Origin of the sequence: Pengzhenrongella sp., assembly GCF_036565025.1 — a bacterium.
Taxonomy (GTDB): Bacteria; Actinomycetota; Actinomycetes; order Actinomycetales; family Cellulomonadaceae; genus Pengzhenrongella.
Genome location: NZ_DATCNW010000324.1, coordinates 1 through 14,940 on the forward strand (window position 1 = coordinate 1; position 14,940 = coordinate 14,940).

Annotated in this window: 15 protein-coding genes; 10 read left to right on the forward strand and 5 right to left on the reverse strand. The window is 72.5% G+C overall.

Annotation, left to right across the window (positions count from 1 at the left end; genetic code table 11):
- On the forward strand, positions 1 to 980 hold a 980-nt coding region (locus tag VIM26_RS18705; RefSeq protein WP_331954021.1), incomplete at its 5' end, for a leucyl aminopeptidase.
- Between the two features lie 5 nt (positions 981 to 985).
- On the opposite strand, the gene VIM26_RS18710 is transcribed toward VIM26_RS18705, so the two are convergent.
- Positions 986 to 1,357, reverse strand: a complete 372-nt coding sequence (locus VIM26_RS18710) for an oxidoreductase (protein WP_331954023.1) — start codon at positions 1,355 to 1,357, stop codon at positions 986 to 988.
- 186 nt (positions 1,358 to 1,543) lie between these two features.
- On the opposite strand from VIM26_RS18710, the gene lpdA reads away from it, so the two are divergent.
- The 6 genes from lpdA (at position 1,544) to VIM26_RS18740 (ending at position 7,515) form a co-directional block, all read left to right on the forward strand.
- Positions 1,544 to 2,929, forward strand: coding sequence for a dihydrolipoyl dehydrogenase (gene lpdA, locus VIM26_RS18715; protein WP_331954025.1), 1,386 nt, complete (start codon positions 1,544 to 1,546; stop codon positions 2,927 to 2,929).
- Between the two features lie 28 nt (positions 2,930 to 2,957).
- Positions 2,958 to 4,781, forward strand: a complete 1,824-nt coding sequence (gene sucB / locus VIM26_RS18720; RefSeq protein WP_331954027.1) for a 2-oxoglutarate dehydrogenase, E2 component, dihydrolipoamide succinyltransferase — start codon at positions 2,958 to 2,960, stop codon at positions 4,779 to 4,781.
- Positions 4,782 to 4,910: 129 nt separating this feature from the next.
- Positions 4,911 to 5,318 carry a hypothetical protein gene (locus tag VIM26_RS18725; protein ID WP_331954029.1) on the forward strand — a complete coding sequence of 136 codons (408 nt, stop codon included), beginning with the start codon at positions 4,911 to 4,913 and terminating at the stop codon, positions 5,316 to 5,318.
- Between the two features lie 10 nt (positions 5,319 to 5,328).
- On the forward strand, positions 5,329 to 5,865 hold the full coding sequence (locus VIM26_RS18730) for an adenylyl-sulfate kinase (protein WP_331954031.1): 537 nt from the start codon (positions 5,329 to 5,331) through the stop codon (positions 5,863 to 5,865).
- Positions 5,866 to 5,904: 39 nt separating this feature from the next.
- Positions 5,905 to 6,261: a hypothetical protein gene (locus VIM26_RS18735; RefSeq protein WP_331954033.1), complete on the forward strand. Its 357-nt coding sequence runs from the start codon at positions 5,905 to 5,907 to the stop codon at positions 6,259 to 6,261.
- A gap of 333 nt (positions 6,262 to 6,594) precedes the next feature.
- Positions 6,595 to 7,515: a TIGR01777 family oxidoreductase gene (locus tag VIM26_RS18740; protein ID WP_331954035.1), complete on the forward strand. Its 921-nt coding sequence runs from the start codon at positions 6,595 to 6,597 to the stop codon at positions 7,513 to 7,515.
- Here VIM26_RS18740 and VIM26_RS18745 read toward each other — a convergent pair.
- Positions 7,439 to 8,815 (reverse strand): MFS transporter, encoded by a 1,377-nt coding sequence (locus VIM26_RS18745; protein WP_331954037.1) that lies wholly within the window; start codon positions 8,813 to 8,815, stop codon positions 7,439 to 7,441. The genes VIM26_RS18740 and VIM26_RS18745 overlap by 77 nt on opposite strands.
- Before the next feature lie 245 nt (positions 8,816 to 9,060).
- Here VIM26_RS18745 and VIM26_RS18750 point away from each other — a divergent pair, with 245 nt between their 5' ends.
- Positions 9,061 to 9,495, forward strand: a complete 435-nt coding sequence (locus VIM26_RS18750; RefSeq protein WP_331954039.1) for an SRPBCC family protein — start codon at positions 9,061 to 9,063, stop codon at positions 9,493 to 9,495.
- A 39-nt stretch (positions 9,496 to 9,534) separates the two neighbouring features.
- Here the strand turns inward: VIM26_RS18750 and VIM26_RS18755 are convergent, their stop codons facing one another.
- Complete coding sequence (locus VIM26_RS18755) at positions 9,535 to 11,190, reverse strand: protein kinase domain-containing protein (RefSeq protein WP_331954041.1); 1,656 nt, start codon at positions 11,188 to 11,190, stop codon at positions 9,535 to 9,537.
- A gap of 64 nt (positions 11,191 to 11,254) precedes the next feature.
- The gene (locus VIM26_RS18760; RefSeq protein WP_331954043.1) at positions 11,255 to 12,295 is read right to left on the reverse strand and encodes a Gfo/Idh/MocA family protein; all 1,041 of its coding nucleotides are present in this window, start codon (positions 12,293 to 12,295) and stop codon (positions 11,255 to 11,257) included.
- Between the two features lie 119 nt (positions 12,296 to 12,414).
- Here VIM26_RS18760 and lipB point away from each other — a divergent pair, with 119 nt between their 5' ends.
- Complete coding sequence (gene lipB, locus VIM26_RS18765) at positions 12,415 to 13,167, forward strand: lipoyl(octanoyl) transferase LipB (protein WP_331954045.1); 753 nt, start codon at positions 12,415 to 12,417, stop codon at positions 13,165 to 13,167.
- On the opposite strand, the gene VIM26_RS18770 is transcribed toward lipB, so the two are convergent.
- Positions 13,071 to 13,592 carry a flavodoxin domain-containing protein gene (locus tag VIM26_RS18770; RefSeq protein ID WP_331954047.1) on the reverse strand — a complete coding sequence of 174 codons (522 nt, stop codon included), beginning with the start codon at positions 13,590 to 13,592 and terminating at the stop codon, positions 13,071 to 13,073. The genes lipB and VIM26_RS18770 overlap by 97 nt on opposite strands.
- Positions 13,593 to 13,813: 221 nt before the next feature.
- On the opposite strand from VIM26_RS18770, the gene lipA reads away from it, so the two are divergent.
- Positions 13,814 to 14,818, forward strand: coding sequence for a lipoyl synthase (gene lipA / locus VIM26_RS18775; protein ID WP_331954049.1), 1,005 nt, complete (start codon positions 13,814 to 13,816; stop codon positions 14,816 to 14,818).
- Positions 14,819 to 14,940: the final 122 nt, after the last annotated feature.

Genomic DNA, 14,940 nt, shown 5'->3' on the forward strand with positions numbered 1-14,940 from the left:
GCGCCGAGGCGATCGCCGCCGCCGTCCACGCCACGCGCGACCTGATCAACACCGCACCCAACGACCTGTACCCCGAGGCGTTCGCGGACCTCGCGAAGGTCGCCGTCAAGGGCACCGGCGTGAAGATCACCGTGCTCGACGAGAAGGCCCTGGCCGCGGGCGGGTACGGCGGGCTGATCGCCGTCGGGCAGGGGTCCGCGCGCGGACCGCGCCTGGTCAAGGTCGCCTACTCCCCCTCGCGCCCGACGGCGAAGATCGCCCTGGTCGGCAAGGGGATCACGTTCGACTCGGGCGGCATCTCGATCAAACCCGCCGCCGGCATGGAGGCGATGAAGTCCGACATGTCGGGAGCCGCCGCCGTGCTGCACACCGTGATCGCGGCCGCGCGCCTCGAGCTTCCGGTCGCCGTGACGGGGTGGCTGTGCCTCGCGGAGAACATGCCGTCGGGATCGGCCCAGCGCCCGTCGGACGTCATCACCATCCGCGGCGGCAAGACCGTCGAGGTGCTCAACACGGACGCCGAGGGCCGGCTGGTCCTCGCCGACGGCCTGGTCGCGGCCGTCGAGGAGAAGCCGGACGCCGTCCTGGACATCGCGACGCTCACTGGCGCGCAGGTCGTCGCGCTCGGCCAGCGGGTCTCGGCCGTGATGGGCACCGAGGAGCTGCGCGCCGACGTGGTCAGCGCCGCGGACGCGTCCGGCGAGCAGTTCTGGCCGATGCCGCTGCCCGAGGACCTGCGCCCCGGCCTGAACTCGAAGGTCGCCGACCTGCAGAACATCTCCGACCGCTGGGGCGGGATGCTGACCGCCGGGCTGTTCCTGCGCGAGTTCGTCGGGTCGACCCCGTGGGCGCACCTGGACATCGCCGGCCCCTCGTTCAACGAGAAGGCCGCGCACGGCTACACCCCGGTCGGCGGCACCGGCGTCGGCGTGCGGACGATGCTCACGGTCCTGGAGAACCAGACCCCGAAGAAGAAGTAGCCCGCTCAGGAGTCTTGCAGGCCCCGCATCCTGGCCAGGCGCTCGCGCTTGGCCAGGATGCTCTGGCGGCTGTTCCAGTCCCGCATCCGCTGCGGGTAGCCGGTGCGGTGCACGTCGTACACCGGGATGCCCATGGACCGTGCGATCTCGGTCGCGGTCTTCCCGTCCGGCACGCGTCGCCGGGTCCACTCGCCCGACGTCGCGATCAGGACGAGCGTCATCGGCGTCGAGCTGGTCACCGGCTCGATGAAGGCCTCGACGCCCACCCGGGTCCGGACGAACTCCCGGAAGTGGGCGCGCGTGGCGGTCTGTGCCTCCCGGGGCGACGGCGCCGCCGTCGCCCCGGGAGCGCGTTTGCGTCGAGTGAACAAGCCCATCGGGGCACTTTAGCCACCGGACCTGGTGATGGGCTGGGGAAACCCTGAACATCGCCTAGACATGGGATGAATGTTCCGATGCTCACATCAGCAAATGCCCGTTCCGGTTAGGGGCGAAGGGCCCGCGATGACAAGATGAGCCGCTAGATCATCAGGACAATCAAGTCTGCACCGGAGGAGTCCCACGTGGCCGACACGAACGGCACCGTTTTCGACATCGTGGTCCTAGGCGGAGGGAGTGGCGGCTACGCGGCCGCCCTGCGTGGCGCCCAGCTCGGCCTGAAGGTCGCCCTGGTCGAGGGAGGCAAGGTCGGAGGCACCTGCCTCCACAACGGCTGCATCCCGACCAAGGCGCTGCTGCACGCCGCGGAGCTCGCCGACCACGCCCGTGAGGGCGAGCAGTTCGGCGTGCACACCACGCTCGAGCGCATCGACATGGCGGGCGTCAACAGCTACAAGGACGGCGTCGTCGCACGCCTGTACAAGGGCCTGCAGGGGCTGATCAAGTCCCGCAAGATCACCGTCCTCGAGGGCTGGGGCAAGCTCGTCGGCCCCGACGCCGTCGAGGTCAACGGCGAGCGGATCACCGGCCGGCACATCGTGCTCGGCACCGGCTCCTACGCCCGCTCGCTGCCGGGCCTGGAGATCGGTGGCCGGGTCATCACGTCCGACCAGGCACTGCTGCTCGACTGGGTGCCGAAGTCCGTCATCGTGCTCGGCGGCGGCGTGATCGGCTCGGAGTTCGCGAGCGTCTGGAAGTCCTTCGGGGCCGACGTGACGATCATCGAGGCGCTCCCCCACCTCGTGCCGAACGAGGACGAGGCGCTCTGCAAGGCGTTCGAGCGCGCGTTCCGCAAGCGCGGCATCAACTTCAACCTCGGCGTCCGCTTCGCGGGGGTCACCCAGGACGACCAGGGCGTGCACGTCTCGCTCGAGGACGGCAAGACGTTCGACGCCGACCTGTTGCTGGTCGCCGTCGGGCGCGGGCCGAGCACGTCCGGCCTCGGTTACGAGGAGCAGGGCCTGACCCTCGACCGCGGCTTCGTGATCACCAACGAGCGCCTGCACACGGGGGTCGGCAACATCTACGCCGTCGGCGACATCGTCCCCGGCCTGCAGCTCGCGCACCGCGGCTTCGCGCAGGGGATCTTCGTCGCCGAGGAGATCGCCGGGCTCGCCCCGGTGAGCATCGTCGAGTCCGGCATCCCGCGCGTGACCTACTCCGACCCCGAGGTCGCCTCGGTGGGCCTCACGGAGGCCAAGGCCAAGGAGATCCACGGTGCCGATGCCGTGGAGACCGTCGAGTACAACCTCGGCGGCAACGGCAAGAGCCAGATCCTCGCGACGACGGGCTTCATCAAGCTCGTACGCCGCAAGGACGGTCCCGTCATCGGGGTGCACATGATCGGTGCCCGCGTCGGAGAGCTCATCGGCGAAGGCCAGCTGATCGTGAACTGGGAGGCGTACCCGGAAGACGTCGCCTCCCTCGTGCACGGACACCCCACCCAGAACGAGGCTCTCGGCGAGGCCCACATGGCCCTCGCCGGCAAGCCGCTGCACGCCCACAACTGACCCATGTACCAAGGAGATGCGAGCGCTCATGTCTGACTCCGTGCAGTTGCCGGCGCTCGGTGAGAGCGTCACCGAGGGCACCGTCACCCGCTGGCTCAAGGCCGTGGGCGACACCGTCGCCCTCGACGAGCCGCTGGTCGAAATCTCGACCGACAAGGTCGACACCGAGATCCCGTCGCCGTTCGCGGGCGTTCTCGAGCAGATCCTCGTCCAGGAGGACGAGACCGTGGAGGTCGGCGCCGTCATCGCGCTGATCGGCTCCGGCGAGGGTGCCGGCAGCGCCGGCGCACCCGCCGAAGCGGCACCCGTGGCGGCCGAGCCGGCCGAGCCGGCCGCACCCGCGGCGCAGGCTCCGGCCGACGAGGCTCCCGCGGCCGCTCCGGCTCCGGCTCCGGCGCAGGAGGCCCCCGCGGCGCAGGCCGCACCGGCCGCCGAGGCATCCGAGGGTTCGCCGGTGAAGTTGCCGGCACTCGGCGAGAGCGTCACCGAGGGCACGGTCACCCGCTGGCTCAAGGCCGTCGGCGACGACGTCGCGGTCGACGAGCCCCTGCTCGAGGTCTCGACCGACAAGGTCGACACCGAGATCCCGTCCCCGTTCGCGGGCACCCTGCAGCAGATCCTGGTGCAGGAGGACGAGACCGTCGAGGTCGGCGCCGTCCTGGCCGTGATCGGTTCGGGCACCGGCGGTGGCTCGCCCGCAGCTGCTCCCGCTCCGGCCGCGGCCGCTCCGCAGGCTGCCGCACCCGAGGAGGCTCCCGCGCCGGCCCCGGTCGTGCAGGAGGCCCCGAAGGCGGCTCCCGTGCAGCAGGCTCCGGCGCCCGTTGCCGCACCGGCCGCTGCTCCGGCTCCGGCGGCCGCACCGGCTGCCGCGCCGACGCGCGCGCGCGGCGCCCCGGCGGCGTCGGGCAGCTACCTGACCCCGCTGGTTCGCAAGCTGGCCGCCGAGAAGGGCGTCGAGCTGACGTCGCTGACCGGGACCGGCGTCGGCGGGCGGATCCGCAAGGAGGACGTCCTCGAGGCGGCCGCGAAGGCTGCGGAGGCCGCCAAGGCCGCCGCCGCTGCGGCAGCTGCTCCGGCACCCGCCGCCGCGGCCTCGGCACCCGCCAAGAAGTCCGCTCCGGTCGCCGTCTCGCCGCTGCGCGGCACGACGGCGAAGATGTCCCGGCTGCGCAGGCTCGTCGCGGATCGTCTCGTGGAGTCGATGCAGACCTCGGCTCAGCTCACGACGGTCGTCGAGGTGGACGTCTCCAAGGTCGCTCGCCTGCGGGTGCAGGCCAAGGCGTCGTTCCAGGCTCGCGAAGGTGTGAACCTCACGTTCCTGCCGTTCTTCGCGCTGGCCGCCGTCGAGGCGCTCAAGATCCACCCGAAGATCAACGCCAGCATCGAGGGCGACCAGATCGTCTACCACGGCTCCGAGAACCTCGGCATCGCGGTCGACACCGAGCGCGGCCTCGTCGTGCCGGTCATCAAGGACGCCGGCGATCTCAACCTCGCCGGGATCGCCCGCAAGATCGTCGACCTCGCCTCTCGCACCCGTGCGAACAAGGTGGGACCGGACGACCTGACGGGCGGCACGTTCACGATCACCAACACCGGTTCGGGCGGCGCGCTCATCGACACGCCGATCGTGGCGCTGCCGCAGGTCGCGATCCTCGGCACCGGCACGATCGTCAAGCGTCCGGTCATCGCGAAGGACGCGGATGGGTCGGACATCATCGCGATCCGCTCGATGATCTACCTGTCGCTGTCCTACGACCACCGCTTGGTCGACGGCGGCGACGCGGCTCGCTACCTGATGTCCGTGAAGAACCGCATCGAAGAGGGCGCGTTCGAGGCCGAGGTCGGGCTCTGACCGCTCGCTGAAAGCACGGGCGGCACACGGCCGCCGACGGCGTCCGCGCCCCGCGAGGCCTCCTGGCTCGCGGGTCGCGGACGTTGTGCTTGGCCCGATGAGCGTCCGACCGAGGACAAGGATGAGGACTTGAGCCAGTCTCAGCAGTGGTTCACCGGCGGCGACGCGCATCCTCCTCTGTGGATCCGGTTGCTGTTCGTGCCGGTGCTCGCGTTCCTCATCTACGGGGTCGCCGCGCAGCGCGGGGTGGCCCTCGGGATCTTGGCCGTGATCGTCTACGGCTGGATCGGCGTGGCGAGCATCGCGCGACCCCAGGCCCTGACGCGCTGGTCGCACGCGCATCCCCGCGCCGATGGCGCGATCCTCGGGCCGATCGCTTTCCTGGTTCTTGCCGGGCTGAGCCCGTTGGCGGTGACCTGGTGTTTGCTCGGTGGAGCGGTGGCGCTCGTGGCGGGGGTGGCCGCCGGCGCCCGGCGGGGTCGGCAGGCGGCCGTCGCGGAAGCATTGGTCGCTCCGGCCACCCACGGCGCTCCGTAGGCGACTCGTGGTGAATCTCAGCGCGCTACTGATCACGGGCACGGTCGGATCAGGCAAGACCTCGGTGGCCGGGATGATCGGCGACCTGCTGACCGCGGCGGAGGTACCGCACGCCGTCATCGACCTCGACTGGCTGCGGCGCACGTGGCCCAGCCCGCCTGACGACCGGTTCAACCTCGCGGTGACGCTCGCGAACGTGCGCTCGGTAGCCCACAACTTCCTCGATGCCGGTGCGGTCCGGCTCGTGCTCGCCGGGGTTGTCGAGACCCGCGAGGAGCGGGTCCGCTACCAGGAGACGCTCGGCGTCCCGCTCACGGTGTGCCGACTGCTCGTGGACCTGCCGACCGTGCGAGCGCGACTCATCGGACGGCACGACGACGACGCAGCTCTGGCCTGGCACCTGGACCGGTCCGGCGAGCTCGACGCGATCCTCGAGCGTGCGCTCGTCGAGGACTTCGCGGTGGACGCGAGCGAACTGAGCGTCGCCGACGTCGCTGCGGCGGTAGTTCGCGCTGCCGGCTGGGACGCTCCGCTTCGCGCTACCTGACCGGCACCCGACGGTCGCCGGCACCCCTACGGTTGCCCCGTGGAAGTCGAAGGCGACAACGAGCACGGACCGAACCGTCCGAGCGGCGTCTGGCGCCGTCTCAGCAGTGGTTTCGGTTCGTTCACGTTCGGCGCGTTGGGCGACGTGGTGCTGACTGCACTCGCGTGCGCACTGCTCGCCGGGACGGTCCTCGGCGCCGTCTGGGGGTGGCGCCATCACCCCACACTCACGGTCAGCGCCGGTGCCCTGCTCGTCGCATTCCTCTGCTACGGGGCCTGGAGCCTGCGGCCAGGACGTGTCGGACGGCGCGGCCGGCTGGCAGTGGTTGCCGTGGCCACTCTCGTCGTGATCGGCGTGTGGCTGTCGTACGCACTGCCCTACTGCGGGTGCCTGTAGAAGATCGCCCGTCCGGGTGATGTGTGGTGAGCAGACAGGGCCGGTCAACGGCAATCCCGACGCGCCCGCCGCGGCGAGAACAACGCGCGACCACCGGGTGGCGGCGCGATGCTCACGTCGCGGCGAAGGGCCGCGCTACCAGTGCTCCTCGTCTTCGACTTCGGTCATGGGTGCTAGCGTCCGGGCTGCTCACAACTAGACCCCGCCGCGCAACCGCCCGACCCCGCACGGGTCGAAGGCTACGGTCAATGCCTCGCGATCTTTCACCCGGCCCACACAGCGGGCTCCCCCGCGCCCGCCCGGCGCGCGACACCCCCGCCTAGGCTGACCACCATGCAGATCGTCGTGGCCGGCTCGCGCGGCCTGATCGGAAACGCCCTGGTCGCCGAGCTGTCCCGTCGGGGCCACACCGTTCGGCGGCTGGTGCGCGGCGCGTCGTCGGGCGGGGGCGAGATCTCCTGGGACCCCGACGCCGGCCGGCTCGACCCGCGCGACCTCGACGGGACGGACGCCGTGGTGAACCTCGCAGGGGCGGGCGTCGGCGACCACCGGCTCACCAGCGCCTACAAGAAGGTCGTGCTGAGCTCGCGCACCCGCACGACCGCGCTGTTGGCGCGGACCATCGCGGAGCTGGACGTGCCGCCGTCGGTGCTGCTCAACGCGTCGGGCATCGGGGCGTACGGCACGTACGCGGGTCGCGGCGACGAACTGCTGGACGAGTCCTCGACGCTCGGGGACACCTTCTTCGCGGACGTCGTGCGGGCCTGGGAGGGCTCGACGGCACCCGCCGAAGAGGCGGGGGTCCGGGTGGCGCACCTGCGCTCGGGCATCGTGATGTCCCCGTCGGGTGGCGCGCTGGGGCGGCTGCTGCCGCTCGTGCGTGCCGGGGTCGGTGGCCCGCTCGGCTCCGGCCGCCAGTACTGGAGCTGGATCTCGCTGGTCGACCACGTGAGCGCCATGGTGCACCTCCTCGACGCGCCGATCTCGGGCCCGGTCAACATGTGCACACCGCACCCGGCGACCAACATCGAGATCACCCGGGCCCTCGCCCGCGAGCTGCGGCGCCCGGCGCTCGTCCCGGCCCCGGCGTTCGCGGTGCGCCTGATCCTCGGCGAGTTCGCCCAGGAGGTGCTCGGCTCGATCCGGGCCGTGCCGCGCGTCCTCGAGCGCAGCGGCTTCACCTGGGTCCACCCCGAGGTGCCCGACGTCGCGACATGGGTGACCCAGCGCGGATCCGGCGCCCGCGAGCGCTGAGCCGCGGTCGCTGGGCCGCGAGCGCGGCGTGAGCGTCGGCGTGAGCAGGTTCGCGGGACCGCGCGCCGAGGGCCGCGAGGGTCATCACCACAGCCGCGGCGGCCAGCGCGAGGAAGCCCGCTGACGTGCCGTGGGTCTGCACGACGACGCCCGTGACCGCCGCCCCGACGGCCGTGCCGGCGGCACTGGCCGAACCCGACCAGGCCAGCGCCTGGGTCAGCACGCCCGCCGGCACCGCGGCCTGGGTCAGGATCGTCGACACGACGAACAGCGGAGCGACGGCCGCCCCGATCAGCGCGAGGACGAGAGCCAGGGACCGCATCCCGGCGGTGGTCTGGAGCAGCCCGGTCGCCACGACGAGGTAGCTCGCCGCGGCGAGCAGGACGCGTTGTGGCGACCAGGCCCGGTGGCGCGCTCCGTAGGCGATGCCGCCGAGCAGGCCGGTCACGCTCATCAGGGCGTACACGACCCCACCCAGCGCCACGGCGCCGTGTTCGACGGCGGCGCCGGCGACCGACAGCTGAAGCGCGCCGAACAGGGCACCGAGGGCGAGGTTGACGACCAGCAGAGCGGCGAACGTGCGGCTCCACAACCGGCGGCCCGCACGGCCGGGCGCGGCACGTCGAGCCGCCGACCGCCGCTGCGCGGGTGGCGCCGACGACCGCTGGACCGCCAGGCCCGTGCTGCCGCCGACGACAAGGACCACGGCGAGCGCCGTGCCCAGGACCGGTTCGGTGACGGCGCCGACGACGACCACCAGCGCGGGTCCGACGATGAAGGCGACGTCGTTCGCGACGGCCTCCAGCGAGAACGCCGTCACCAGCAGGTCCCGGTCGCTCAGCGCGTGGGTCCAGCGGACCGCCGAGAGGGCGCCAGGCTGCGGGATCGACGCACCGGCCAGCGCCGCCGCAGCCCACAGCACTGGGAGCGCCGCGCCCGTCGCCACGCTCCCGACCAGCAGCACGACCGCAACGGCGTGGGTCGCGACGAGCAGCGGCAGGACCCGAGGCTGGCCGTACCGGTCCATGGCCCGCGCCACCTGGGGCGCGCCGAGCGCCTGCGCCATCGCGAAGACCCCGACGACGCCGCCCGCCACGGCGAACGATCCGCCGTCGTGCCGAACGGTCCACAACAGCCCCACGCCGGACATGGCCACACCGAGCCGCGCGACGGTGGACGCGGCGAAGAATCCCCCCGCACCGGGAACGCGGGTCAGGGACCAGTAGCGCGCCGCTCCCCGTCGCCGTGGTGGGCCGGGGTCAGCGTCGGGCTCGGGTCGGACATCAGGGAAATCGGGCACGTGAGCGCCCTCTCGGGCGTGCCCGGGGTACCCGGACCGCCAGAGACGTCGGGTCCGGGCGTTCGGTCCTACTACCGGCGGCTGTCCTTCGCTCACCCGGCAGAATCCGGGCAGCCAGTCGCGTCGGCACGCTGAAGCCTGCCCAGAGTACCTACCGTTCCGCGCGACGTTCAGCCCTCCTTCGCAGCCGCCCGTCGCTACGCTCGCAGAAACGCTCGCAGGAACGCTCGAAGGGGGCTCTGCTGATGTCCGAAGCCAGCCGTTCCATCGTGATCGATCGGCCACTCGATGAGGTGTTCGCCTTCTTCGCCGACGCCGAGAACGACCCGAAGTGGCGCACGGGCGTCAAGGAGATCCGGCGCCTGGGCGACCTGGCGGTCGGCGCGAAGTATCACCAACGCGTGGCGGGGCCCGCCGGCTCCGCGATCGCCGCGGACCTCGAGGTGACCGCGTACGAACCCGGCGTCCGGGTGGCCTTCCACACGATCGCCGGCCCGGTTCGACCGGACGGCGAGTACCGGTTCCGCGCGGTGGCGGGAGCGACCGAGGTCACCTTCTCGTTGTCCGTTGAGCTGTCCGGGATCAAGCGGGTCGCGATGGGCCAGGCCGTGCAGAAGTCGATGGATGCCGAGGTCGCCGGGCTGGACCGGGCAAAGTCCGTGCTGGAGACCCGCGACTGAGCCGCGAGGCGGACCCCGCTCATGAGGTAGCCGGGTCGGTCACGAGCTGGCCGAGTCCGTGCCCGACTCGGGCTCGGTCACCGACACGACCCGCCAGCCGGCGGGGGTCCAGGCGAGCTCGAGCACCATCGCGCGGGCGGGCTGGGCGGCCACCTCGGCGACGACCCCGCCGTCGGCCGACAGCCGGCGGTGCGCGGTCAACGACGAGGTGACCTCGACCCGGGCCGTCGTCCGCGCGGTCTCGACCAGCCGCGCGTTGACGACCTCGGCCTTGAGCCCGTCGATCCGCAGGCCCGCCGCCCTCAAGCCGGCGAGCAGTTGCACGTCCGCCGTGTGCGCGGCGGCGCCGGCGAGCTCGACGTCGTCCAGCGCGGCGGGATCCCCTGTGGTCAGTGCCGTCGCCCGCTGCTCGGTCAGCGCGACCGCGGCCGCCACCGGATCGGACCGGTTCGCCGAACGCGCACCGGGCGCCGGGTCGGCGCCAGGCGACGGGTCGGGGTCCGACGACTGGTCGGCGTCCGACGACGGGCCGGCACTCGAGGTCGCGCCGGCGCCCGAGGTCACGCCGTCGCCCAAGGTCGGCCCGGCCTCGACCGACGGAACGCCTTTCGAGGTCGCGCGAGGGATTGCCGCGACCGAGGGGGCATCCGTCCCGGGGCTGCGGTGCGCTGCCGGCGCGTCCGCCGCCGGGCTCGGGCCGGTACGCCCGCCGTCGGCCGGGTCCGGCCCCAGCACTCCCGCGGCGAGCGCCCCGCACACGGCCACACCTGCGGCGACCGCCAGGGTCAGCACCGCGGTGCGCCACCGGCGGCGGTCCGCCCGGTGCCTCGATCCGGGCGGCTGCCGCGTCACCGCCGAGCGCGGGCTCGATTCGGTGGCGAGACGCGCCAGCGTGGTGCGTGCGAGCACCGCGGCGTCCGGGAGGTCGAGCGGCTCGGGCGTCGCGGCGGCGTAGCACCGGGCCGCGAGCTCAGCGGCCGAGGGTCGGTCGTTCGCGACCCGGGTGCAGGCCCCTTCCAGGGCCGCCCGGAGCGCGAGGCCGCTCCCGGTCTCCAGGGCCGCGAGCGCGACCCGGGCGAGCGCGTGCACGTCGCCGGCCGGGCCCGGCCGGGCGCCGCTCTCGACCTCGGGCGCCGCGAACCCGGGCGTTCCGCGGGGCGCCCTCGACCCGGCGTCGGCGGTCACCGCCCCGAGCAGGTCGACCAGGACCGGCCGCCCGTCGGGTCGCACGACCACGTTCGCCGGGGACACGTCACCGTGCACCAAGCCGGCGTCGTGCAGCGCGGCGAGCGCGCCGGCGAGCGGGACGACCAGGGTGACCGCCTCGCCGGCGGCGAGCGGCGGCCGCGCCGCGAGCAGCGCCTCGAGGTTCGGACCCGCCACCTCGGCAAGCAGCACCGCCCACCGCCCGGCCTCCCGGGTCCCGCTGACCGGCACGACGTCGACGACCTCGGCCAGGTGCTCGTGACGCAGCGCGCGCAGCGTGTCCAGCCGCGCCCGGATGCCGTCGCCGCCGGGTCCGGTGGGCACGGCGAGCATCGTGACCACGACCCGGGTGCGGGCCTCGGGCCCGCCGCCGACCGCGGACGCCGACCACGCCGGACACTGGGAGCCGACCCCGGCGGGCCCGCCCACGCGATAGCCGGCGGCGAGCAGCGCCGCGGCCAGGTCGGGTGGCACGACGTCGGGCTGCATGGGTTCATCGAACCGCCCGGGGGGCCGCGGTGACCGTTGTCCACAGCCTCTGGTGCGCAGTGACTCAGACGAGCGCGACGATCCGTCCCTCACGCGAGCTGACCAGCGCGGCCTCGAGCACGTCGGCCGTGCCGACGGCGTCCGACGGATCGACCGGCACCGGCCCGCCGGCGAGGACCCAGCTGCCCACCGCGCGATAGAAGTCGACGTGCCCGCCCGGTGCACGCGGGACGGGCACCCGCTCACCGCCGTGCACCAGCCAGCCCTCGTGCCCGTCGATACCGCCGGGGGCTGCCTCGTCGAGCGCCTCGAACGGCGTCGGCTCCCCCTCGAAGGTGGTCACGAGGTACGAGCCCTTCTTGCCGAGCACGCGGGTGCGGGGGCCCGGCGCCCCGGTCAGCGCCCCGGCCCACAGGTGGCTGATCACGCCGCCCTGGTGGTGCAGGGACAGGAACACGTCGTCGGGCATCGGGGTCGTCAGCGCGCGGATCTCCGCATAGACCGACGTCGGCTCGCCGAAGAGCTGAGTCGCCGAGTCGACGAGGTGCGCGCCGAGGTCGAGCAGCAGCCCGCCCGCGATCGGGTCGTTCTCCTTCCAGCGGTCCTTCGGGACCGGCCGCCAGCGCTCCCACCTGCGCTCGAAGGTGTGCACCTCGCCGAGCGTCCCCTCGGCCAGCAGGCCCTTCAGCGTGAGCTGCTCGGAGTCCCAGCGGCGGTTCTGGAACACCGTGAGGGGGACGTCCGCGGACTTGGCGGCCTGCACGAGCCGGCGCGCCCCGGTCGAGTGCGGCGCGAGGGGCTTGTCCACCACCAGCGGACGTCCCGCCTCGATCACGGCGAGCGCGTGCTCGACGTGGAAGCTGGTCGGGCTCGCGACGACGACGAGGTCGAGCACGTCCGCATGCTCGAGCAGCGCGTCGACGTCGGGCGCGACGACGACCTCCGGCCAGTCCGAGCGGGCGGCATCCGCCCGCTCGGCGTCGCGGACCACGACATGGGTGACCGCGTGCCCCGCCGCGCGCAGCAACCGGGCGTGAATGCCTCGCCCTGAGTCGCCGTATCCGACCATTCCTACCCGCAGCCCCGCTGCCACCTGCTCGCTCATCCCTCCAGCGTAGGATCTCGACCGCCCGAAGAGCAGGCCAACCACCCATTCGGCATCGATCAGAACGCCGAAACTCGCCGGATCGAGGCGGCTCATCGCCCGAGCGTTAGCCTTGGCCGGTGCAGTTTATTGAGCTCGACCTCGGAACCCGACTGGCCGACTACCGCGAGACGTGGGCGCTCCAGCGCTCGGTGCATGCCGACGTCGTCGCCGGGACCCGGCCGGACACCGTCCTGCTCTGCGAGCACGAGAGCGTGTACACCGCGGGCAAGCGCACCGCCCTGGCCGACCGCCCGGACGACGGCACGCCCGTCGTCGACGTCGACCGCGGTGGACGGATCACCTGGCACGGCCCCGGCCAGCTGGTCGGGTACCCGATCGTGCGGCTGGGGAGCCCGGTCGACGTCGTCGCCTACGTCCGCGCGCTCGAGCAGGCGATCATCGACCTGTGCGCCGAGTTCGGCCTGACCGCGATCCGCGTCGAGGGCCGCAGCGGCGTGTGGTTCGCGGCCGACGGCGACCGCCTCGAGCGCAAGGTCGCGGCGATCGGCGTGCGGGTGGCCAAGAACGTGACGATGCACGGCTTCGCCCTCAACTGCGAGCCGGACATGACGGAGTACTCCCGCATCGTGCCGTGCGGCATCACCGACGCGGGCGTCACGTCGCTCTCCCTCGAGACCGGCCGCCAGATCCGGATCGCCGACGTCCTGACCCTGCTCCCCAAGCTCCTAGAAAACGCCCTGACCCCCATCCTCGCGAAAACCCCGGAAGTTGGTCAGTGGATCGTGGTGTCGCGGCGGACGGCGCGGGGTGGGGCGATCGCTTTGGCGATGGACCCGGCCCAGCGGTCGATCTCCTCGAAGTCGCGGTAGTCCCCCGCCTTGGCACCGACGAGGGCGACCAGCGCGCGCTCGGACATCCCGAGCTCGGTCCGCTCGACCCGGCCGCCGAAGACTGCGCTGCCGCGCGGCTTGAGCTGTCGCACCAGGACGGCGACGTCGTCGGGCTCCTCGACGGGACGCGGCGGGTTGCCGATGGGGCCCGACCAGAAGAACCACAGCGGGATCGCCGTGAGCGCGCCGCCGAGCCGCTGCTCGAGCGCCTTCACCGACTCACTGAGCCGCCCGACGTACACCGCCGAGCCGAGCACCACCACGTCGAAGCCGGCCAGGCTCGTCACGTCGTCGGGATCCATCAGCTGGACGGTGTTGCCGGCGCGCTCGAGCACGTCCGCGATCTCTTCGCCGATCTCGAGGGTCGAACCGTGCCTCGACCCGACAGTCACCAGAACGTGCATGGCCTTGCCCCCTTCCGCCGGCGGGCGACCCGTCCTTGGGGAACCCTGCTCTCAGGCTGACCAGGCATTGGAGCCCTCGCATAGGTCGGAGGTCCCAGCGCGGACGATCCACTCGCTCGGTCATTCCCAAAATAGCCGGTGTTGAGCGTCACAGGCCCTTTAGCACGTCTCACATCGACCTGTGTGGGCCCCCGCCGTGCCCCTGACGTAGGCTGCCGAACGTGAAGATTGCACCCGAAGGACGGCGCATGCTGCGGGTCGAGGCCCGCAACGCTGCGACCCCGATCGAGAAGAAGCCCTCGTGGATCAAGACTCGCGCGACGATGGGCCCGGAGTACGCCGAGCTCAAGGGACTGGTCAAACGCGAGGGTCTGAACACGGTCTGCGAAGAGGCCGGCTGTCCCAACATCTTCGAGTGCTGGGAGGACCGCGAGGCGACCTTCCTCATCGGTGGTGACCAGTGCACCCGCCGCTGCGACTTCTGCCAGATCGACACCGGCAAGCCCGACCCGCTGGACCGTGACGAGCCGCGCCGCGTCGCGGAGTCCGTGCAGGCGATGGGCCTGAAGTACTCGACCGTCACCGGCGTCGCCCGCGACGACCTGCCCGACGGCGGCGCGTGGCTGTACGCCGAGACCGTGCGGCGGATCCACGACCTCAATCCCGGCACCGGCGTCGAGCTGCTGATCCCCGACTTCAACGCCGTGCCCGACCAGCTCGCCGAGGTGTTCTCCTCGCGGCCCGAGGTCATGGCGCACAACCTGGAGACCGTGCCGCGCATCTTCAAGGAGATCCGTCCGGCGTTCCGGTACGAGCGCTCGCTGTCCGTGCTGACGCAGGCGCGGGCCGCCGGCATGGTGACGAAGTCGAACCTCATCCTCGGGATGGGCGAGACGACCCAGGAGGCCCGCGACGCCCTCGTGGACCTGCACGAGGCCGGCTGCGACCTCATCACCATCAACCAGTACCTGCGCCCGTCGGCCCGCCACCACCCGGTGTCCCGCTGGGTCAAGCCCGAGGAGTTCGTCGAGCTGTCCGACGAGGCCGAGCGGATCGGGTTCCTCGGCGTCATGTCCGGACCGCTGGTTCGCTCGTCCTACCGGGCCGGGCGCCTGTGGGGCCAGGCCATGCGCAAGCGCGGCCAGGAGATCCCCGAAGCCCTCGCCCACCTCGGCGAGGCCCGCACCTCCCGCCAGGAGGCGTCGAGCCTGATCGCCGCCCGCTGACCCCTCTTAGTCGGCACAACGCCGCTCGCGTCAACGTGAAGCGGCCCGCAATGCGACTGACGCCTCTCACCTCCCCGTAACGTCCGAGCGTTGACGTCCTATAGGACGTCAACGCTCGGACG

What these genes read in the sequence shown, in the direction of transcription:
- VIM26_RS18710 (WP_331954023.1), bottom strand. Translation starts at nt 1,357, where the DNA reads ATGGGCTTGTTCACTCGACGCAAACGCGCTCCCGGGGCGACGGCGGCG.
- sucB (WP_331954027.1), top strand. Translation starts at nt 2,958, where the DNA reads ATGTCTGACTCCGTGCAGTTGCCGGCGCTCGGTGAGAGCGTCACCGAG.
- VIM26_RS18740 (WP_331954035.1), top strand. Translation starts at nt 6,595, where the DNA reads ATGCAGATCGTCGTGGCCGGCTCGCGCGGCCTGATCGGAAACGCCCTG.
- VIM26_RS18750 (WP_331954039.1), top strand. Translation starts at nt 9,061, where the DNA reads ATGTCCGAAGCCAGCCGTTCCATCGTGATCGATCGGCCACTCGATGAG.
- VIM26_RS18755 (WP_331954041.1), bottom strand. Translation starts at nt 11,190, where the DNA reads ATGCAGCCCGACGTCGTGCCACCCGACCTGGCCGCGGCGCTGCTCGCC.
- VIM26_RS18760 (WP_331954043.1), bottom strand. Translation starts at nt 12,295, where the DNA reads ATGAGCGAGCAGGTGGCAGCGGGGCTGCGGGTAGGAATGGTCGGATAC.
- VIM26_RS18770 (WP_331954047.1), bottom strand. Translation starts at nt 13,592, where the DNA reads ATGCACGTTCTGGTGACTGTCGGGTCGAGGCACGGTTCGACCCTCGAG.